Genomic DNA, 21,484 nt, shown 5'->3' with positions numbered 1-21,484 from the left:
ATTCTTTACTGAATGAAAGTGCATCTTGAGCTATATCAATTTTTTAACGATCGGACCAAATCAAGATCCGGTGTCACGTATACGGTTTGCTGTCCTTCATAAATGACAAATCCGGGTTTCGCACCTTTAGGTTTCTTGACCTGTTTGACTTCGGTGAAATCAACGGGCACGGAGCTTGATTCACGGGCTTTACTGAAGTAGGCGGCAATATTGGCCGCTTCCTTGATCGTTTTATCAGTTGGCTTATGACTCTTGATGACCACGTGAGACCCTGGAATATCCTTCGTGTGAAGCCAGATCTCATCTCTACCTGCGACACGGTTGGTCAAGTAGTCGTTTTGTTTATTGTTTTTACCGACCAGGATTTGTGTCCCGTCAGATGACATGTATTGTTCCAGTACAGGCTTCGTATTGGCTTTTTTCTTTTTTGTTTGCTTGCGGACCCTCAGGTAACCCTCTTCTTCGAGTTCCTCCCTGATTTCCTCCACATCTTTCGTCGAAGCAGATTCTAATTGCTGCAGTAATTGTTCGAGATACACAATCTCTTCCTGCGCTTTTTCAATTTGTTCATGGACGATCTTTATGGCATTCTTCGCTTTTTGATAACGCGAGAAATAATTCTGAGCGTTATCGGAAGGTGACTTTTGAGGGTTTAATGGAATCGTGATACTTTCCCCGTTTTCGTCATAATAATTGACTACGCTGACTTCCGTCATGCCTCGTTCTACGGCATATAGATTCGAAGTAAGGAGTTCACCGAGCAGTTGATAGCGGTCAGCCTGTTGTGCATCGTCAAGCGTCTGCTCGAGTTTCGTTATTTTGTTGACATTTTTATCTCTTTCATTTCGAATGAACCGCTCCAGGTCATTTCCTTGTTGCTTGACTCGATCTCGTGCAGCCTTCTGGTAAAAGTACCGGTCAAGCAGTTCACTTAAGGAAGGAAATGTTTGTTTTTCACCTTGAAGATGCAGAAGGTCCATCCAGTAGAACGTTTCCTTCTCTGCTGTGATCAGGGTCGGCGTTATAGCATCATTTTTTGCATGGGCAATCAAAGATACGAATGACTCCGCAATGGCTGACCCGCTACCGATCCCGGCCCGGTGTACGACTTCCTTCGCGTAAAGGGGCGAGATACCGGCGAAAGATTGGACGATCTGTTTATCAAGTTTACCTGAATTGAAATCAAGGGCACGTAAAACATCTACCGTCTCTGCTTCAAGTGGATTTATTTTATCCTGTTGGGGCGGCAACACGTAGGTATGGCCAGGCAAGACAGTACGATGCGTATTCATGCTTGGAGAAATATGCTTGACGCTGTCAAGAATCATATTTCGTTCTTTATCGATTAGAATGATATTGCTGTGACGGCCCATTATTTCAATGATCAGTTGTTTATAAGAAATATCCCCGATTTCGTTCCTGCCTTTCACTTCGAATACAATCATACGATCTAATTCAATCTGATTGATCCCTTCGATGATCGACCCTTCAAGATGTTTTCGCAACAACATACAAAACATCGGGGGAACCGGTGGATTGTCGTAATTCTCAGCGGTTAATTGAACACGTGAGTAACTTGGGTGAGCGGATAAGAGCAATTTATGGTTCTTTCCATTTGCCCGGATGACCATGATGATTTCATTTTTATAAGGTTGATGTATTTTGTTAATGCGTCCGTGTAATAGGTTTTCATTCAATTCTTTCGTCATGTTTCTTGTGAATAATCCATCAAATGACATATATAACATCCTCTGCTTCATGCGATTTCAGTATAGTTTAATTCTATCCGACTAGGGCGTGGTTGAAAAGTGTATCAAATGTAACCGAGTTTATCCCCCTGAAAGGGAAAATGCAAAACATACTTAAATCATATCATTTTTTAGGACGAGTCTGAATAAGAATGCTATGAGAAGGACAACTTTTCGTATCGTAGGAGGAGAGTGACATGGTTGCATGAAATTTCATGAGATGAGACAAGAGGACATAGAGCAGTCATTAAATACCAATTATCAAGAAGGGCTTTCAACAGAAGAGGTAACAATCAGACGGAAACAATTCGGGTACAATCAATTAGAAGAAGCTGAGAAGCAGTCAGCTTTATTATTGTTCTTTAGTCAGTTCAAGGATTTTATGGTTCTCGTGTTATTGGCAGCCACGCTCATTTCAGGTTTACTTGGTGAATACATCGATGCCATCGCCATTATTGCCATTGTGTTCATTAACGGTTTTTTAGGTTTTTTCCAGGAGCGGAAAGCTGAGAGGTCGCTTCAGGCCTTAAAGGAGCTTTCTGCACCCCAGGTTTCGGTGTTAAGGGACGGTAAGTGGGTAAAGGTCGTTTCTAAGGATGTCATCATTGGGGATGTCATACGCTTTGCAAGTGGAGACCGGATCGGAGCGGATGTACGTCTCATTGAAGCGAATAATCTTGAAATAGAGGAATCCGCCCTGACCGGGGAGTCAATACCTGTCACCAAATCCATAAACCCTGTAAATGGTGAAAATATGAGTCTCGGAGACTTGGAAAACATGGCATTTATGGGGACGATGGTCACGAGGGGGAATGGAATCGGTGTTGTGACTTCAATTGGTATGAAAACGGCAATGGGGCAAATTGCCGATATGATCCAAAACGCGGAAACCATGACGACCCCTCTTCAAAGAAGACTGGAAGAGTTAGGGAAGATCCTCATTACGGTTGCTCTTGTGCTGACGGGATTGGTTGTAGGAATCGGCGTGATTCAGGGCCATGATATGTATACGATGTTCTTAGCCGGGGTGTCATTGGCCGTAGCAGCCATACCTGAAGGGTTACCCGCCATTGTGACGGTTGCCCTTTCACTTGGTGTTCAAAGGATGATCAAGAAGAAAGCCATCGTCCGAAAGCTGCCGGCGGTGGAAACATTGGGCTGTGCATCCGTGATTTGTTCGGATAAAACTGGAACCTTGACCCAGAACAAGATGACGGTCACCCATCTGTGGAGTGGTGGAAGGACATGGACCGTCACTGGCACCGGTTATGAACCTGATGGCCAATTTTATACCGGGGAAAAAAGGGTGACGCCTCACAGTGAGAATGCACTGCAGCAACTGTTGACCTTCGGGATGCTCTGCAATCATGCAGACCTTGTAACTCGTGAAAAAACCTTTATCGTCGATGGAGACCCCACTGAAGGGGCTCTTCTAGTAGCAGGTTTAAAGGCCGGGCTTTCGAGGGAATCATTGCAGAAAAAATTCACGATTGTCAAAGAGTTCCCTTTTGATTCCACAAGGAAGATGATGAGTATCATAGTGGCCGACCAGAATGGAAAGCACTTCTCCGTAACGAAAGGTGCTCCGGATGTATTGGTCGGGAAAAGCGAATCGATCCTGTGGGAGGGAAGGCTACAACCGAAATCTCCAGAGATCACTGAAAAAGTAGAAGGTGCCATCAGTGAGATGTCATCAAACGCTTTACGAAACATAGCTATTGCATATAAACCGATCAAGGGTCGGGCTGTCGAAACGCTGGTGGAACTAGATGTGGAAGAAGGGGTGACCTTCATCGGTTTACAAGGGATGATCGATCCCCCGAGACCAGAGGTAAAGCAGGCGGTGAAAGAGTGTCGTGCTGCCGGGATCAAGACGGTCATGATCACCGGGGACCATGTTCTGACGGCGAAAGCCATTGCCAAACAGCTGGGCATCTTGAAAAGTAAAGACCGTGTCATGGATGGAAAAGAATTAAACCTGATGGAAGTACATGAACTGGAAGAAATTGTGGATGAAGTATCGGTGTTTGCACGTGTATCACCCGAGCATAAGCTGAAAATCGTCAAAGCCCTGCAAAACAGGGGACATGTCGTGGCGATGACAGGGGATGGGGTCAACGATGCCCCTGCCATAAAATCCTCGGATATTGGAGTCGCCATGGGGATTACAGGCACGGACGTATCAAAGGAATCTTCATCGTTAGTCCTGTTGGATGATAACTTCGCTACGATTAAATCAGCCATTCAGGAAGGGAGGAACATCTATGAAAATATCCGCAAGTTCATTCGATATCTCTTAGCTTCAAACGTCGGTGAAATTCTCGTCATGTTATTTGCCATGATTCTGGCGCTCCCGCTTCCATTGGTGCCGATTCAGATTTTATGGGTGAACCTAGTGACTGATGGTCTCCCTGCCATGGCACTTGGTCTTGATAAGCCGGAAGATGATGTCATGAGAAGAAAACCGAGACATCCAAAGGAAGGTGTGTTTGCAAGGGGGCTCGGGTGGAAAGTGGTCTCCAGGGGATTCTTGATCGGCGGGGCGACGCTGCTTGCGTTCATGCTATCGTATAAGACTCACCCAGATCACTTGGCGTATGCCCAAACCGTCGCGTTCGCTACACTGGTCATGGCACAACTGATCCATGTGTTCGACTGCCGAAGTGAAGTATCGGTGTTTTCAAGAAATCCGTTCGGGAATATGTATCTCGTTTTTGCCGTATTATCTTCACTCATATTAATGCTCTTGGTCATCTATATCCCTTCCCTGCAACCGATCTTCCATACAGTACCGATCGTATTGAAAGATTGGCTCTTGATCATTGGTTTAAGCTCCGTTCCAACCTTTTTACTGGCAGGGTCATTTTTTGCAAGAAAAAAACAGTGAAATGTGGTATAATCCAAAAGGTAATAGAGAAAATCCTCTATTACCTTTTTTATATAAAGCGATATGTTGTTCATAAGTGAGTGCTTCCCTTCACAATATATCAGCACGAGAAAGTGAAATCTGTTATCTTACATACGAATACCGTCAAAGGATTGGATGTGATCGTAATGGTTGTCAGTATGACAGGCTTTGGAAGAAGTAAATCAGACTCTCAACAACATACTGTAACGGTTGAAATGAAATCCGTGAATCACAGATTCAGTGAATGTTACATAAGAATGCCGCGACAATTAATGAAGCTAGAGGATAAAATCAAGAAGCAAGTATCCCAAAATGTTAAAAGAGGGAAAGTTGATATTTTCATTACCATCACAGGGGACGGACTTGTGCATAAAAATCTTCATATTGACTGGAAGCTCATTCAAGATTATTATCAGTTAGTAAATAAAGTGAAAGAAACCTTTTCCTTAGAAGATGAAGTGCAATTATCCCATCTCTTGAACAGAGAAGAATTTATCATGATTGAAGAAATGGAAGAAGAAAATGAAGAGCTTGAGAATCTGGTATTAAAAGCTGTGGATGAAGCAGCGCTGGACCTTAGAAAGATGCGGGAGAAAGAAGGAGAACTTCTCAAGAAAGATTTTCTCATTCATCTCAGTCAGTTTGAAAAGAATATCATTGAACTGTCCAGTCATGCGCCGGAAGTGGTCAATCAATATAGAGAACGATTAAGAAAAAGGATTGCCGAATACAACGAAACATCTTTCGATGAAAGCCGTTTGCTTACGGAAGTGGCCATCTTTGCGGATAAGTCTGACATAACGGAAGAATTGACAAGACTTCAAAGTCATATTCAGTACTTTCACTCCACATTAATCGATTGTGGTCCTGTAGGCAGGAAACTGGATTTCATGATCCAGGAAATGAACAGGGAAGTGAATACAATTGGTTCCAAAGCAAATGATTCCCTCATTGCCACCATTGTGGTGGAACTGAAATCAACACTTGAGAAGCTGAGGGAACAAGTGCAAAATGTAGAATAAGAAGTTTAGTTTCCTATCATTCTGGCGAAACTAAACTATTGATTAGGAGGAGCGTTATGTCGATCAAGCTCATCAATATAGGATTTGGAAATATCGTTTCAGCCAACCGGATCATTTCAATCGTAAGTCCGGAATCAGCCCCGATCAAACGCTTGATACAAGATGCAAGAGACCGGGGAACACTCGTTGATGCTACATACGGAAGAAGAACAAGAGCGGTCATCATTACGGATAGCGATCACGTTATTCTTTCAGCTGTTCAACCCGAAACCGTTGCTCATCGTTTGACAGATAAAGAGGATTTAGTAGAAGAAGGGCAGGGTAAATAAATGAAAGAAAAAGGATTGCTGATCGTTCTTTCCGGACCTTCAGGTGTAGGGAAAGGAACAGTTCGTAAAGCGATTTTTTCCCAGGAAGATACAAGGTTTGAATATTCCATCTCCATGACCACGCGGAAACCCCGTGAAGGAGAAGTGGATGGTGTAGATTATTTCTTTAAATCAAGAGAGGATTTCGAAGTGCTGATCACACAGGGGAAACTGTTGGAATATGCAGAGTTCGTAGGTAACTATTACGGAACCCCTGTAGATTATGTCAGGGAAACCCTGGATGCAGGAAGAGATGTCTTTCTTGAAATCGAAGTACAAGGTGCACAGCAGGTCAGAGATAAATTTCCCGAAGGTTTGTTTATTTTCCTGGCACCCCCCAGTCTTTCTGAACTTCAGAACCGCCTCGTAACAAGAGGCACTGAGACAGATGATTTGATCAGGGGCAGAATGAATACCGCGAGAAAAGAAATCGAAATGATGAATTTATATGATTACATTGTTGAAAATGATCAGATTGAACATGCGGTAGATAAGATTAAATCCATTGTGCAAGCAGAACACTGCAAACGGGAACGAGTGCAACAACGATACTTAAATATGCTGGAGGCTGAATAAATGTTAAACCCATCCATTGATTCATTAATGAAGAAGATTGATTCTAAATATTCGTTAGTCAGTATAGCGGCTAAGCGTGCAAGAAACCTGCAAGACACGGGGGATTACCGTTTGAACCGATATGATTCCCATAAGTTCGTAGGTAAGGCCCTTGAAGAAATTCATGCCGGTCAGTTATCTATGAAAGAAAGAGACGCCAAAGCAGTTTATTCTGATGAATAGACTGGCGGATCTTATTGAATAACTCCAAGGGTTGACTCGGAAGATTTCATCATCTTTCGGGACAACCCTATTTTCTTTTTCAATCAATATCCTTCATAATATAAGAAGGATAAAGAGTAATGGGGGAAAGTAGAATGATGCAGGGGAAAAGAATACTATTATGTGTATCTGGTGGAATAGCTGTATACAAAGCGGCAGCCTTGACAAGCAAATTGGTTCAAGGCGGTGCTGAAGTGAAGGTGATCATGACGGAGTCGGCACAGAAATTTGTGGCTCCCCTTACGTTTCAGGCATTATCCCGTCAAGATGTGTATTGGGACACCTTTGATGAAAAAGATTCATCAAAAATTGCTCATATCGACTTGGCGGATTGGGCTGACCTCGTACTGGTGGCACCTGCCACGGCAAATATGATCGGGAAGCTTGCAAACGGGATTGCAGATGACATGATTACTACGACGATTCTTGCAACGACGGCACAAGTGTGGATCGCCCCGGCCATGAATGTACATATGTATGATCATCCAGCGGTAAAAAGGAATATCGACACCCTCTTTGGGTTTGGCCATCAATTTGTCGAACCGAGTGAAGGGTATTTAGCTTGTGGGTATATTGGTAAAGGAAGATTGGAAGAACCGGAGAAGGTAGTGGAGTTGGTTGATCGCTTTTTTCGGGAGCGTGTAAGTGAAAGCAAGCTGCTTGAGGGGAGAAAAGTAGTGATCACAGCTGGTCCGACGAGGGAGATGGTGGACCCTGTGCGTTTCTTTTCCAATCGTTCAACGGGAAAGATGGGGTATGCCCTTGCGGAAGCGGCCGTTTCCCTTGGAGCGGAAGTAGTATTGATCTCCGGACCTTCCGGATTACCGATTCCGGCAGATGTTGAATTTGTCTCCGTGACGACTGCTGAAGAAATGTATCATAGGGTGCATGAAGTATTTCCATCTGCAGATATTGTCGTTAAGAGTGCAGCGGTTGCCGATTACCGCCCTAAAGAAATTTTTGAAGATAAGTTAAAGAAAAAAGATGAAAATCTAGTGATTGAATTTGAGCGTACAAAGGATATATTAATGAGCCTTGGTGAAAGGAAGACCCACCAATACCTCATCGGATTTGCAGCAGAGACGACAAACGTTGAAACATACGCTAAGTCGAAGCTTGTGAAAAAGCGGGCAGATATGATCGTCGCAAATAACGTGAAAGAAATGGGATCCGGATTTGGAACAGATACAAACAAAGTATCGATTGTCACGAGTGGGGGAGACGTTCGCGAGCTTCCTTTATTATCAAAGGTAGAGGTAGCAAAAGAAATCTATAAAGAAGCCATCCGGCACATAAAGAAGGGTTCCTCACATGAACGTAGCTAGCGTCATTGTCGACGTTCCTGCCATGCAGACGGATCGAACATATGATTACAGTATCCCGGATGAATGGAAAGGCAGTATCGTTCCCGGTATGAGGGTCGTCGTGCCTTTTGGTCCGAGGAAAATCCAAGGCTTTGTCATTGAGTTAAAGGAGAAAGGGGAAGTCTCAAAACTTAAATCGATTGTCGAGCCGATGGATCTCGTACCCGTCCTGAACAAAGAATTACTCGCGCTGGGCAACTGGTTGACTGAGAAAACCCTCTGCTTTAAAATCTCAGCCTTCCAAGCGATGCTTCCCGCAGCCATGAAAGCGAAGTATGAAAAATTCCTTCGACTTGAAGAAGACAGGAATCCGGGTGAGCTTCATCTCTCCCTCCAACGCTTTTTTCAGAACGGAAGAGAGGTTTCCTGGAATGCAATCGAAGAAAACGGATTGCTCCCTCTCGTACATAAAGAGGTAAAGAAAGGCTCTGTTGAAGTCATCTACAGGGTGAAAGCCAAAGGGAATAAGAAAACCGTACGAAAGCTTTATCTGAACGTACCGATCGATCAAGTGGATAAAATGAAAGATCGTTTGCCACCTCAGGCCAGTAAACAAAAACAAATCATCGAATATATGATGGATGCTGCTCCTGGTGGTGATGGGATACTGGCATCCACCCTGATGGAAGTGATGGCCACGACTTCAAGTACCGTTAAGTCTTTAGTCCATAAAGGGATCCTTGTTGAGAAAAACGTGGAAATATACCGAGATCCTTTTGAAAATCGAACATTTGAGAAGACCTTCCCCCTTTCATTGACTTCCCAGCAGGCAGAGGCGATTGGTCCTATTTTGAGCACCATTGATCAAGAGAAGCATCACACATTTCTTCTTTACGGTGTAACAGGCAGCGGGAAAACAGAGATTTATCTGCAATCCATCCAACGGGTACTGGAGGAGGGGAAAGAGGCGATTGTACTTGTTCCGGAGATTTCCCTTACCCCTCAGATGGTACACCGCTTTAAAGGGAGGTTTGGTGACGATGTCGCCGTTCTTCACAGCGGATTATCAGTCGGGGAAAAATATGATGAATGGAGAAAGATTCAACGCAAGGAAGTGAAAGTGGTGGTCGGAGCCCGCTCTGCCGTTTTTGCCCCTTTTGAAAATATCGGGATCATCATTATCGATGAAGAGCATGAAACCAGCTACAAGCAAGAGGAGAATCCTCGTTATCACGCACGGGACGTTGCGATCTACCGAGGAGAATTCCATCGCTGCCCGGTGATCTTAGGCAGTGCGACTCCTTCCCTTGAATCCTTCGCCCGGTCTTCAAAAGGTGTGTACGGACTATTGACGCTTGATAAACGGATGAATGACGGCCCGCTTCCATCCGTCGATATTGTGGATATGAGAGAGGAACTCAGGAAGGGAAACCGGTCGATGTTTTCAACGAACCTTTTCGAAAAGCTCCAGGACAGACTTGAAAAGGGAGAGCAAACGGTCCTTTTTCTAAATCGCAGGGGGCACTCATCGTTCATAATGTGCCGAGATTGCGGCTTTGTCCTGCAATGTCCGAATTGCGACATATCCTTGACCTATCATCGATTTTCCAACGGGATGAAATGCCATTATTGCGGTTATGAAGAAGGGGTCCCATCCACATGTCCCGAATGTACAAGTGAGCATATCCGTTATTTTGGGACGGGTACACAGAAGGTAGAAGAGGAATTGACGAAGCTCCTCCCGGATGCAAGGATCATCCGTATGGATGTCGATACCACATCCCGGAAAGGCTCACATGAAAAACTGTTAACCGCTTTCGGGGAAGGGAAGGCAGATATCCTCCTGGGTACACAAATGATCGCAAAGGGCCTGGACTTTCCAAATATCACCCTGGTCGGCGTACTCAGTGCGGATACGATGCTCCATCTGCCGGATTTCAGGGCAGCGGAAAAGACGTTCCAATTATTGACTCAAGTAAGTGGAAGGGCAGGCAGGCACACGCTTCCCGGGGAAGTAGTCATACAAACGTACACACCGGAGCACTACTCAATCGAATTAGCATCCAATCATGATTATAATCGTTTCTACCAGCAGGAAATGATGATGAGAAAAATGGGTTCCTATCCTCCCTTTTACTACATCACACTGATCACATTAAGTCATGAAGATCTAATGAAGGTCGTTGATATTTCAGAGAAATTGACGGCTTTCGTCCGTTCAAAGCTATCCGATACAACGATCATCCTTGGGCCTGTGGCATCGCCCATTCCCAGGATCAAGAATAGATATCGCTATCAATGTTTGATAAAATACAAGCGTGAACCAAATCTTGGCAGTACATTAAAAACGGTACTCGATCAATTTCAGCAGCAATATGCATCACAAGGGTTAACCATCTCCATAGATGTGAACCCTTATATGTTGATGTAACACTATTTATATAGAAAAATGGAGGACAGTTATGGCAATACTTCCAATCGTCATGCATCCGGATGCCATTCTCGAAAAAGAATGCGGAAAGGTAACGGATTTTGATAAAAAGTTAAAGAAATTACTCGCAAATATGTATGATACCATGATCGAAGCGGACGGAGTCGGGCTGGCTGCCCCTCAAGTCGGGGTCGACCTTCAGGTAGCAATCGTCGACATCGGCGATGACTCAGGAACGATCGAACTGATCAACCCGGAAATCATCGAGTCAGAAGGGTCTCAAACCGACCTGGAAGGATGCCTGAGCTTCCCGGGTCTCTACGGGGAAGTGACACGCCCATACTCGATCAGGGTCCGTACACAAGACCGTAAGGGGAGAATGGTTGAATTTCAAGCCCAGGATTTTCTGGCCAGGGCCATCCAGCATGAAATCGATCACCTGCACGGCATATTATTTACAACAAAAGTAGAAAAATATATCACAGAAGAAGAATTAGAAGGGTATGAAGCTTAAATGACGAAAGTGATTTTCATGGGAACACCCGATTTCTCGGTTCCTGTTCTCCAATCTCTAATCGATGAAAAATATGATGTGATCGCGGTGGTGACACAACCCGATCGCCCTGTCGGAAGGAAAAGGACCCTTACGCCTCCACCTGTCAAAGTGGCTGCTGAAAAGCACGGCATCCCGGTCTACCAGCCGGAAAAGATAAAGAATGAAGAAGAATTAAACCAAGTGCTTGACTTAAAACCGGACCTTATCGTGACGGCTGCTTTCGGACAGATTCTTCCGAACGCTTTGCTTGAGGCACCTAAATATGGCTGCATCAATGTTCATGCTTCCCTACTTCCGGAACTTCGAGGTGGCGCGCCAATTCATTACTCCATTCTCCAGGGAAAAGGGAAAACGGGCATCACCATTATGTATATGGTGGAAAAGCTGGATGCGGGTGACATCATCAGCCAAGTGGAAGTGGAGATCGAAGAGCGTGATCATGTGGGTACGCTTCACGACAAACTGAGCGCGGCAGGTGCAAGATTACTGATTGACACCATCCCTCCATTACTTGCAGGGGAAATCTCCCCTGTAAAACAAGACGATTCAAAAGCGACCTTTGCACGGAATATCAAGCGTGAACAAGAGAAGATAGACTGGGCGAAAGACGGGGAAGAAATCTACAACCATATCAGGGGACTGCATCCGTGGCCGGTTGCGTATACCACATTAGACGACTCTGTCATGAAAGTATGGTGGGGAGAGAAAGTAAGCGTGACCCCGTCATCACCTGGGGAAATCATCGGGATTGAAGAGGATGGTTTCGTTGTTTCGACCGGGAATTCAACTGGGATCAAAATCACCGATTTACAGCCTTCCGGGAAGAAAAGGATGAGTGCAAAGGACTATCTTCGGGGAGCGGGCGCACATTTAAAAGCAGGCCTGATGTTAGGAGAAGAAAATGAGTAAACGAAATAAAACCGTACGGGAAGCAGCACTCGATGTCATCGAGGCAGTGGAAAAAAATCAATCATACAGCAATTTACTGCTACATTCCGTGATTGAAAAAAATGAACTGCCGAGTAAGGATATCGGTTTATTGACGGAATTGACATATGGGACCATTCAACGAAAAATGACGTTGGATTTCTATTTAGCTCCTTTCATTAAAGGGAAGCTGGACGATTGGGTTCGTCAATTGTTACGATTATCCCTTTATCAGCTGGTTTACTTAGACCGGATACCGGATCGTGCCGTATTCTATGAAGCGGTCGAAATCGCCAAGAAAAGAGGACATAAAGGAATCTCAGGATTAGTCAATGGGGTATTGCGGTCTGTACAGAGAAAAGGTCTGCCGACTCTTGATTCCATCAAGGATCCGGTGGAAAGGGTCGCCATCGAAACGAGTCATCCATACTGGCTAGTAAAGAGATGGGAAGAACAATTTGGTTTAGAAAAAACAAAAGAAATGTGCGAAACCAATTTGATCGCTCCAAATCAAACTGCCCGGGTTAATACTACCAGGATCAGTCGTGAAGAGCTTATGCAACTTTTAATTGAAAACGGGAATGAAGTGAAAAAAAGTTCGATCGTCCCGGAGGCGGTCCAAGCGCTGCGGGGGAACCTCGCGAAAACAGATGCATACAGAAATGGATTATGTACGATACAGGATGAAAGCTCGATGCTTGTTTCTCATGCTTTAAAGCTTGAAAAAGGCATGAAAGTATTGGATGCGTGTGCAGCACCTGGAGGAAAATCGACCCACATCGCAGAGAAACTTTCTGGAACCGGCGAAGTCCATGCATTGGATCTCCATAAGCATAAGGTCAAGTTAATTGATGAAAATGCTTCCCGACTCGGTCTTTCTAATGTACACACCGCTGTCCTTGATAGCAGGAAAGCAGGAGAGAAATTTGAAAAGGGAAGTTTCGATCGGATATTGGTCGATGCACCATGCTCGGGTTTAGGCGTACTCAGAAGAAAACCGGATATTAAATATGCGAAAAAAGAAAGTGATCTTTTGTCCCTTCAAAAAATCCAGCTCGATATCCTCTCAGCCGTTGCACCATTGCTCAAAAATGGTGGATTATTGGTCTATAGCACATGTACGGTGGATCGTAATGAAAATGAAGGAACCGTTTCGGCATTTCTGAATGATCACCCTGAATTTGAGTTTCATGCACTCGACCACCTTCCGGAAGCAGTGAGACCGTTCATTGAAGGGAACCAAATGCAAATATTTCCGCAGGATTTCGGAGGGGACGGCTTCTATATTTCGTGCTTTCTTAAAAAGGATTGAGTCGGGTATTCATCAAATGTTGAAAGTAAAGCAGGAAAATCCGCTGTAAAAGTCGTAAAAGTACAACAGACCTTTTAATATGTGCAGAAGGAACTGCTTGAAATAGGTGCAGAAGAAGAGAAGAGGTGACCTAAGTGAAGACGGTTTATTTTACGGACAAAGGGAAAGTGCGGCAGCTGAATGAAGATAGTGCCGGTGTATTCGTGAATCAGCATGGAGATCATTTAGCTGTTGTAGCAGATGGGATGGGCGGCCACAGAGCAGGGGACGTTGCCAGTGAGCTTACCATTTCCATCTTAAAGGACTTATGGGAGAAAACCGAGAAATTTCACACCGCTGATGAAGCAGAAAATTGGTTAAAATCAACTATTAACGAAGTAAACAAAGAAGTATATACTTATTCTCAATCCAATTCCGAATGTGAAGGGATGGGTACGACTCTCGTCGGAGCCATTTGTACTTCTTTATTTGCAACGATTGTCAATATTGGTGACAGCAGAGGATATATCCTGAATGAAAACGGATTTCATCAGTTGACCGAAGATCATACGCTTGTGAATGAATTGGTCAGGAGCGGTGAAATTTCAAAGGAAGATGCAGAGCATCATCCGAGAAAAAATGTAATCTTAAGAGCTATCGGTACGGAAGCTTCAATTACGATGGATATTAAAACAATCATGTTCGAAGAGGAAGATGTCATTCTTCTATGTTCAGACGGTCTTTCAAATAAAGTCTCTGAAAAAGAAATGAAAGAGGTACTGGCCCAGGACCACTCCCTGGAAAATAAAGGGGAGTCGCTCGTTCATTTAGCCAACGAATATGGCGGTGAAGATAATATTACCGTAGTAATTGTCGAGTTTGCCGCTGAAACGGAAAGCGGGTGATAACATGATGGAAGGTAAGCGCATCAGTGGGCGTTACAGAATTATTAAACTCATTGGTGGAGGGGGAATGGCCAACGTTTATTTAGCTCACGATGTAATTCTGGATCGTGAAGTGGCCATTAAAATGCTCCGTATCGACTTTGCCAATGAAGAGGAATTCATTAAACGATTCCAACGGGAAGCCCAATCTGCTACTAGTCTTGCCCACCCTAATATTGTGAGCATTTATGATGTAGGAGAAGAGGATGATCTCTATTATATCGTCATGGAATATGTTCATGGCATGACACTAAAGCAATACATACAGCAACACTCGCCTGTCAATGTCGACAAGGCGATCGATATCATGAAGCAACTGACAATCGCCATGTCTCATGCTCATCAGAATCATATCGTCCACCGTGACATCAAACCTCATAACATCCTTCTAGATGAAGAAGGAAATGTGAAGATAACTGATTTCGGGATTGCGATGGCCCTTAGTGCCACGTCGATCACACAGACCAATTCGGTTCTCGGATCGGTCCACTACCTTTCTCCTGAGCAGGCGAGAGGCGGGATGGCCACAAAGAAATCGGATATCTATTCACTTGGGATCGTCATGTTCGAATTGTTGACGGGCAGATTACCTTTCTCCGGAGAATCTGCGGTCTCGATTGCCTTAAAGCATTTGCAATCGGAAACACCTTCCTTGAAAAGATGGAACCAGGACATTCCGCAAAGTGTCGAAAATATCGTACTGAAAGCAACGGCAAAGGATCCATTCAGACGCTACGAGAGCCTCGAAGAAATGGATGAAGACTTGTCAACAGCCCTTGATGCCGATCGCATGAACGAACCTAAATTCGCCGTTCCTCTCGATGATGAAGCGACAAAAGCGATTCCTGTCATCACCGATCAGAAGGCGTACTCGAATTTAGATGATACGATCGTCCATCACCAGAACAATACAGATGACGTGCAAACCAAGCCTACCCCACCAGTGAAAGAGGGGAAGAAGGGTAAAAAAGATAAAACAAAAGCCCCAAAGGAAAAAAGTAAGAAGAAGTGGCCGATTGTGATCATTGGATTATTCTTTTTATTGATTCTGTTGGGAGTTGCCGCTGTCACGTTGGTGCCTGGTTTATTGGGACCGAAAGAGATAGAAGTACCGAACGTTTCAGAGATGGATCAAACCGAAGCGATTTCGACAATCATATCGGATGGATTTGTGGTTGGTGAGACCAAGAAGGTACCCGATGAAGATATTCCTGAAGGTTATGTGATCAAGTCCAATCCGAAAGCAGGCCGAATGGCGAATGAAGGATCGGCTGTTGATATCTATGTCAGTACAGGTAAAGAAAAAGTGGAAGTCGATGATTATGCCGGCAAGGACTTTGAAGAAGTGTCTGCTGATTTGGAAGAAAAGGGATTCACGGTAGAGAAAGAAGAAGAGTTTAATGAGGACGAGGCCCAGGGAACGATCCTGGATCAGGACCCGTCACCAGGGGAAGAAGTCGTGGCTGATGAGACGACAATAACCTTTACGGTCAGTAAAGGGCGAGAATCCTTTGATTTAGACAGCTTGATAGGATTCGATCAAACTGCACTCGATAAATATGAAGCATCAAAAGGGATAAATATCATTGTACAAAGTGAAGAATTCTCATCAGAAGTAGAAGATGGTAAGGTGATTTCCCATAAGCCGGTGGCAAGTACTCCTATCACAAAAGGGGATACGGTTTATGTGATCATGTCTAAGGGCCCTGAACCGCCGAAGGAAGTACCGACTAAGGAGGTTACCGAAGACGTAACCATCCCTTATAAGGGACAAGAAGAAAAGCCTCAATCCGTAGAAATATTCATTGACGATAAGGACAGTAATCTTGACGACAGTGATGCAGACCAAGTCCAAGGAATTTATGAGGATACGACCATTACAATGACCTTCACTTTAGAAGAAGGAACCAAAGGGGAATATCTTATTTTAGTCGACGGTGAAGAGTATAAAAAAGGTACTGTCGAGTATCCTAAAGAAGAATAACATTCACTTGCCAAGGGGCTGTACCCGGGTTATGAAATAACCTACGGGACAGTCCTCTTGTTTTCATTTATAATGATAATGATACATAATGAAGATATTTAGATAACCATATTGAATAGGAGGTTTCGAATGCCTGAAGGAAAAATCGTAAAAGCATTGAGTGGATTTTATTATGTTCTCTCAGAAGGTAGCGTGACGCAATGCAGAGGCAGGGGCAATTTCCGTAAAAATAAAATTACGCCCCTCGTGGGTGATTATGTTGAATTTCAAGCAGAGAACAAAACGGATGGATACATTCTGAAGGTATTGGATCGGAAGAATGAATTGGTACGCCCGCCCATCGCAAACGTCGATCAGGCGATTCTGGTCTTTTCAGCCAGTGAACCGGCTTTCAGTCCTGCGCTACTGGATCGTTTTCTTGCGTTGGTGGAGAGCAAAGAAATTGAACCGCTCATCTGCGTGACAAAGATGGACCTCTTGACCACGGACCAGGCAAACAAGATCGAACAATATGTGGCAGATTATCGCTCATTCGGGTATGAAGTGCTGATGACTTCTTCTAAAACAGAGCATGGGCTGGAGGAATTGACCCCTTACTTAAAGGGTAAAATTTCCGTTTTTGCCGGGCAGTCAGGAGTAGGGAAATCATCCTTGCTAAATGCCCTGAACCCCGAATTGGAGCTGAAGACAGCCATGATTTCTGCCCACTTGGGTCGGGGGAAACATACCACCCGCCATGTGGAACTTATCGATATAAAGGATGGGTTGGTCGCAGATACCCCGGGATTCAGTTCATTGGAGTTTTCAGAGCTTGAAATAGAAGAACTGCCGCGATGCTTCCCGGAAATGGTCGAGGTAGCCGAAGAGTGTAAATTCAGGGGCTGTCTTCATATCAATGAACCGAAATGTGCCGTGAAATCCGCCGTTGAAGCGGGAAGGATTCCTGATTACCGCTACAATCACTATTTGACTTTCCATAAAGAAATAAAAGAAAGAAAGCCGAGGTACTAAATATGAAAATCGCACCATCCATTCTTTCTGCCAATTTTGCAGAGCTGGGCAATGAAATTAAAGATGTAGAAAAAGGGGGAGCGGACTATATCCATGTAGACGTCATGGATGGTCACTTCGTACCGAATATTACGCTCGGGCCAATGATCGTAAAAGCTATCCGTCCATTAACAACGTTACCACTGGACGTACATCTCATGATTGAAAACCCAAGTCAATACATTGAAGCCTTTGCCGATGCAGGAGCGGACTATATTACCGTCCATGTAGAAGCAGACCCCCATTTGCATAGAACGATACAAATGATCAAAAGCAAGGGAGTCAAGGCGGGTGTCGTCCTGAATCCAGGTACTCCAGCAGACTCGATCAAACCTGTCTTGCAAGATGTCGATATGATCCTCTTGATGACTGTGAACCCTGGATTCGGCGGGCAGTCATTTATCCCGTCTGTCGTGCCGAAAATCAAGAAGACCCGTGAATGGGCAAATGAAGTCAATCCTTCACTCGAAATCGAAGTGGATGGTGGCATCAACCCTGAAACGGCTGCCGTTTGTGCTGAAGCGGGTGCAGACGTATTTGTAGCTGGATCTGCCATCTATAATAAGAGTGACCGAGGGGCAGCAATTGAAGAGTTGAAAAAATCTCTCTTGTAAAAGACGAAGGCTGATCCTTAAGGGATCAGCCTATTTTGTGCGACGGGCAGTCGCACCTTGAGTGTTCCACACTCAAGATGAATTGTTAAGGGTTGGAGTACGATACGTAGTATAAACGGCTCCCGAATCCCGGAAGATTCATCGTCTCGAAGGTGAAAGTCCTTCCGTTAGAGTGCTGATACAACTAACGAAGACTAATCTAGGGCATAATTGTGAGATTGTGTTCGGAGGAGATGCGGATAATCGAGAGACCCGTAGTCGGATGTGCAGACCCAAATGCAAAAAGTGTGAAGCACGGCGGCTGGGTAAGTTGGCGACCATGCGAAAATAATGGGAAGTCTTAAAGGTGTTCATTCAAAGAATCAGCCGAATGAGCTCAACTTATCAAGTGATGGTGCTGGGTATGTACAGAAGGAAAGTGCGATGACCCCGTGAGATCTCTATCTTACCGTCAGGGCATTGTCCTATAAGGAATTCCGAAATGGATAATGTGGATAGAGAAGTCAGACGTTCTCATAGTACGGAAGTAGCCAGATGACAAAACATCTGGTGAACGGAAGGGGAACGACCTTGTGACTCTACACAAGTAAAGGTGTGTAATGACAACAGACCACGATACTTCGGTATAAACGAACTGAATGTACACAATGAAAGGTGTGGAATACGTAGTGAATCAAGAATTAAAGCTTAAATGGCATAGTGTATACGGACAACTACTGTTTGACCGTAAATTGAAAAGTGCGTGGGAGAAAGTAAAAGCCAACAAAGGTTCAGGTGGAATCGACGAAGTAACTCTTGAAAAGTATGAGGAGAACCTGGATGAAAATCTAGATAATCTACTCGGCAAACTGAGAGCGAAAGAATATGAGCCTACTCCTGTCAGACGCTCCTATATACGCAAGAAGAATGGAAAACAGAGACCTCTCGGTATTCCTACGGTCGAAGATCGGATTGTTCAACAATCTCTGCGAAACGTATTAGAACCAAAATTCGATGACCATATCTTTCATAATTGGTCATGTGGGTATCGTCAAAATCGCGGAGCCAAACGAGTTGTACAAATTATAATGTGGAATATTGAACAAGGATACAATCACATTTATGATTGCGATATCAAAGGCTTCTTTGACAATATCCCGCACAAGAAACTGATGAAGGTCCTAAACAAATATGTAGCGGACGGTACAGTCCTAGACATGATTTGGAAATGGCTAAAAGCTGGATACATGGAAGAAGGGACCTACCATCGCTCAGATTCAGGTACTCCTCAAGGTGGAGTGATTTCTCCACTTTTAGCGAATATCTATCTGAACGAACTGGATTGGACACTTGATTTACACGGCATTCGATTTGTACGGTATGCCGATGACTTCCTCCTTTTCGCCAAATCCAAAGAGGACATTAAGAAAGCCGAACAAATCACAAAAGAGAAACTCGATGAACTAGGTCTGGAAATTTCTATCGAGAAGACTAGAATTGTCGATTTCAATCATGATGATTTCGACTTTATTGGTTTTACGTTCCAACACTGGAGAAAACGTAAGAAGGATGGTAAACCTTACTATTTAGCCAAACCAAAAGATGAGACCTGGAAAGACTTTCGAATGAAAATTAAGAGAGCCACCAGGAAAACACTCACCTTAAGCAGAGAAGCGTGGTACCAACGCGTAAACTCCATCATTCAAGGAAAGGTAAACTTCTATCTAACCTTGTGGAAAGCGATTGAAGAATTCAAAGAGAAGGGATATCGACTGAACTGTTGTTTCAACATATTCAGAGATGAACTACTGGCAATAGATTCTTACACTCGCCGAAGGCTGAGAGTCGCTATGCTTCACAAACATCCTTCACAACGAAAAGGATGGGTGATGAGTACGAAATGGAACATTGAATTCTTTGCGTGTACAGGTCTTAAATCTGCTTTTCAAATATATTACGGAAAACAGTATGGAGATGGTATTGAATACTACCTCCAATACATGAAAGATAAGCAAAAGAAGAAATACAAAAGAAGTCTGGAGAGAGCAAAAGAAAAGGGAGAGGAATACTTTTCTTCACAACGACTTTCTAAAATACACTGTGCGAATAAGTTTGCATCATCTTGAACTAAGCGGAATCACATTGGTAAGCCGTATGCCTTAATAGGGCACGTACGGTTTGATGAGGGGGTGGCCTTGAGAAAGGTCACCCTACTCTATTTTAAAATGGGAGTGGAGGATATGGAAATCAATATCGTTGCCGGAGGACCGGATAGATACATTCCGGAATTGAACAAATATTGCAGTGTTGAAGTCAAATGGGTGGGTGTGGACCGCGGTGTTTATACCTTATTGGAACAAAAGATTGCTCCCCATATTGCATTCGGGGATTTTGATTCAGTAAATACGGAAGAGTGGGAACTGATCCAGCAAAAAGTCCGGGAAGTCAATCGCTATCAGCCTGAAAAGGACGAGACCGACCTGGAGCTTGCCCTGAACTGGGCGATCGATCAGAACCCTGCTAAAATTTCAATCTTCGGTGCCACCGGGGGAAGGCTTGATCACTTCATGGGTAACCTGCAGTTATTAATGACTCCTAAACTTTTAGAAGCCCGCATCAAAGTGGAAATGATCGATGTGCAAAATCGATTATCCCTTGCCGAACCCGGGGAGCATAACGTTGAAAAAAGCCCGGAATTACAGTATATTTCCTTTGTTCCTGTCACCGGAAATGTCGATGGGATCACCCTCACCGGCTTTAAATATCCATTAAAAAATCGGAATATTTCAAGAGGATCCACACTATGTATTAGTAATGAACTTATACAATCATCTGGTACTTTTTCCTTTTCAAATGGCATATTAATGGTGATAAGAAGCAGTGATTAAAGCTTCTCATAACCAGGCAGAAAAGAAGACGTACTTAACTGAAACTGCTTGAATAAACTAAACTGTTGTCAAGCGAAACATTATGTTCTTTAGATTGTGGGGAGGGACTAAAAATGCGCTTTTATACAATTAAATTACCAAAATTCTTGGGTGGACTTGTGAGGGCGATGTTAGGAACGTTTAAAAAAGAATAAATGGTTTATTGGGGATGGCATCGGTGCCATCTTCTTTTTTTAGAGAAGGCGGGGGACCGCTTGGAGCAACATGGTAGTTATAAACTAAATACTTCCTATGCGCTTCTTTAAGATGTCTTGCTCTGCCATCGAGAGTAGAATAAGCGGAGATTTTCCGGTTATATTCAGGATGCCCCTTTTTTTGAGGTTAATAAGGGGATTTTTTCCGCTTATGCACAGAAACAACATCCATTTTAGTATGATGTGAGTGAATAGGCAGAATTTTTCCTCCTATTTCATCCTTTTTAAAGAGTAATTTCAAAATAAGCGGAACTTTTCCGGTTATTTATCAGCTCTGGTGCTTACCCTGATCTCTCAATCGAGAATTGGGTCCCTTGTTGAACTTGTCGCCTCTGCCCAAGCCGCCTCCGCTTTTCTGCGATGTCCAGCTCCAGGGGCT

The 21,484-nt window shown here is 44.0% G+C and carries 18 protein-coding genes; 17 read left to right on the top strand and 1 reads right to left on the bottom strand.

Annotated elements, in window-relative coordinates:
• Positions 1 to 35 precede the first annotated feature (35 nt).
• On the bottom strand, positions 36 to 1,739 hold the full coding sequence (locus ACSQ2E_RS13985; RefSeq protein ID WP_435991425.1) for an Rqc2 family fibronectin-binding protein: 1,704 nt from the start codon (positions 1,737 to 1,739) through the stop codon (positions 36 to 38).
• A gap of 214 nt (positions 1,740 to 1,953) precedes the next feature.
• Here ACSQ2E_RS13985 and ACSQ2E_RS13980 point away from each other — a divergent pair, with 214 nt between their 5' ends.
• The 17 genes from ACSQ2E_RS13980 to spoVM all read left to right on the top strand — a co-directional run bounded on the left by ACSQ2E_RS13980 (position 1,954) and on the right by spoVM (position 21,045).
• Complete coding sequence (locus tag ACSQ2E_RS13980; protein ID WP_435991423.1) at positions 1,954 to 4,635, top strand: cation-translocating P-type ATPase; 2,682 nt, start codon at positions 1,954 to 1,956, stop codon at positions 4,633 to 4,635.
• A 167-nt stretch (positions 4,636 to 4,802) separates the two neighbouring features.
• Positions 4,803 to 5,678 carry a YicC/YloC family endoribonuclease gene (locus ACSQ2E_RS13975; protein ID WP_435994553.1) on the top strand — a complete coding sequence of 292 codons (876 nt, stop codon included), beginning with the start codon at positions 4,803 to 4,805 and terminating at the stop codon, positions 5,676 to 5,678.
• A gap of 56 nt (positions 5,679 to 5,734) precedes the next feature.
• Positions 5,735 to 6,007, top strand: coding sequence for an extracellular matrix/biofilm regulator RemA (remA, locus tag ACSQ2E_RS13970; protein ID WP_034755776.1), 273 nt, complete (start codon positions 5,735 to 5,737; stop codon positions 6,005 to 6,007).
• Positions 6,008 to 6,622: a guanylate kinase gene (gene gmk, locus ACSQ2E_RS13965; RefSeq protein ID WP_435991420.1), complete on the top strand. Its 615-nt coding sequence runs from the start codon at positions 6,008 to 6,010 to the stop codon at positions 6,620 to 6,622.
• The gene (gene rpoZ, locus ACSQ2E_RS13960) at positions 6,623 to 6,844 is read left to right on the top strand and encodes a DNA-directed RNA polymerase subunit omega (RefSeq protein ID WP_034755771.1); all 222 of its coding nucleotides are present in this window, start codon (positions 6,623 to 6,625) and stop codon (positions 6,842 to 6,844) included.
• Between the two features lie 134 nt (positions 6,845 to 6,978).
• Complete coding sequence (gene coaBC, locus ACSQ2E_RS13955; RefSeq protein ID WP_435994551.1) at positions 6,979 to 8,208, top strand: bifunctional phosphopantothenoylcysteine decarboxylase/phosphopantothenate--cysteine ligase CoaBC; 1,230 nt, start codon at positions 6,979 to 6,981, stop codon at positions 8,206 to 8,208.
• Positions 8,195 to 10,618, top strand: coding sequence for a primosomal protein N' (gene priA / locus ACSQ2E_RS13950; protein WP_435991418.1), 2,424 nt, complete (start codon positions 8,195 to 8,197; stop codon positions 10,616 to 10,618). The genes coaBC and priA overlap by 14 nt, the downstream gene beginning before the upstream one ends.
• A gap of 31 nt (positions 10,619 to 10,649) precedes the next feature.
• Positions 10,650 to 11,132, top strand: a complete 483-nt coding sequence (def, locus tag ACSQ2E_RS13945) for a peptide deformylase (protein ID WP_435991416.1) — start codon at positions 10,650 to 10,652, stop codon at positions 11,130 to 11,132.
• A complete protein-coding gene (gene fmt / locus ACSQ2E_RS13940; protein WP_435991414.1) occupies positions 11,133 to 12,083 on the top strand; it encodes a methionyl-tRNA formyltransferase in 951 nt (316 codons plus the stop codon).
• Positions 12,076 to 13,413 carry a 16S rRNA (cytosine(967)-C(5))-methyltransferase RsmB gene (gene rsmB / locus ACSQ2E_RS13935; protein ID WP_435991412.1) on the top strand — a complete coding sequence of 446 codons (1,338 nt, stop codon included), beginning with the start codon at positions 12,076 to 12,078 and terminating at the stop codon, positions 13,411 to 13,413. Before fmt ends, rsmB begins: the two co-directional genes overlap by 8 nt.
• A gap of 134 nt (positions 13,414 to 13,547) precedes the next feature.
• A complete protein-coding gene (locus tag ACSQ2E_RS13930) occupies positions 13,548 to 14,297 on the top strand; it encodes a Stp1/IreP family PP2C-type Ser/Thr phosphatase (RefSeq protein WP_261751192.1) in 750 nt (249 codons plus the stop codon).
• A 4-nt stretch (positions 14,298 to 14,301) separates the two neighbouring features.
• Positions 14,302 to 16,320, top strand: a complete 2,019-nt coding sequence (gene pknB / locus ACSQ2E_RS13925; RefSeq protein ID WP_435991410.1) for a Stk1 family PASTA domain-containing Ser/Thr kinase — start codon at positions 14,302 to 14,304, stop codon at positions 16,318 to 16,320.
• A gap of 129 nt (positions 16,321 to 16,449) precedes the next feature.
• Positions 16,450 to 17,331, top strand: a complete 882-nt coding sequence (rsgA, locus tag ACSQ2E_RS13920) for a ribosome small subunit-dependent GTPase A (protein WP_435991408.1) — start codon at positions 16,450 to 16,452, stop codon at positions 17,329 to 17,331.
• A gap of 2 nt (positions 17,332 to 17,333) precedes the next feature.
• Positions 17,334 to 17,984, top strand: a complete 651-nt coding sequence (rpe, locus tag ACSQ2E_RS13915; protein ID WP_435991406.1) for a ribulose-phosphate 3-epimerase — start codon at positions 17,334 to 17,336, stop codon at positions 17,982 to 17,984.
• A gap of 668 nt (positions 17,985 to 18,652) precedes the next feature.
• Positions 18,653 to 20,089, top strand: coding sequence for a group II intron reverse transcriptase/maturase (gene ltrA / locus ACSQ2E_RS13910; RefSeq protein WP_435988965.1), 1,437 nt, complete (start codon positions 18,653 to 18,655; stop codon positions 20,087 to 20,089).
• Positions 20,090 to 20,203: 114 nt separating this feature from the next.
• Complete coding sequence (locus ACSQ2E_RS13905; protein ID WP_435994549.1) at positions 20,204 to 20,851, top strand: thiamine diphosphokinase; 648 nt, start codon at positions 20,204 to 20,206, stop codon at positions 20,849 to 20,851.
• Between the two features lie 113 nt (positions 20,852 to 20,964).
• Positions 20,965 to 21,045, top strand: coding sequence for a stage V sporulation protein SpoVM (spoVM, locus tag ACSQ2E_RS13900; RefSeq protein ID WP_032088878.1), 81 nt, complete (start codon positions 20,965 to 20,967; stop codon positions 21,043 to 21,045).
• Positions 21,046 to 21,484: the final 439 nt, after the last annotated feature.

Origin of the sequence: Rossellomorea sp. LjRoot5, assembly GCF_964253455.1 — a bacterium.
In the GTDB taxonomy this organism is placed as follows: domain Bacteria; phylum Bacillota; class Bacilli; order Bacillales; family Bacillaceae_B; genus Rossellomorea.
The sequence above is the reverse complement of the archived record's forward strand: the minus strand, read 5'-3'. Positions and strand labels throughout refer to the sequence as shown.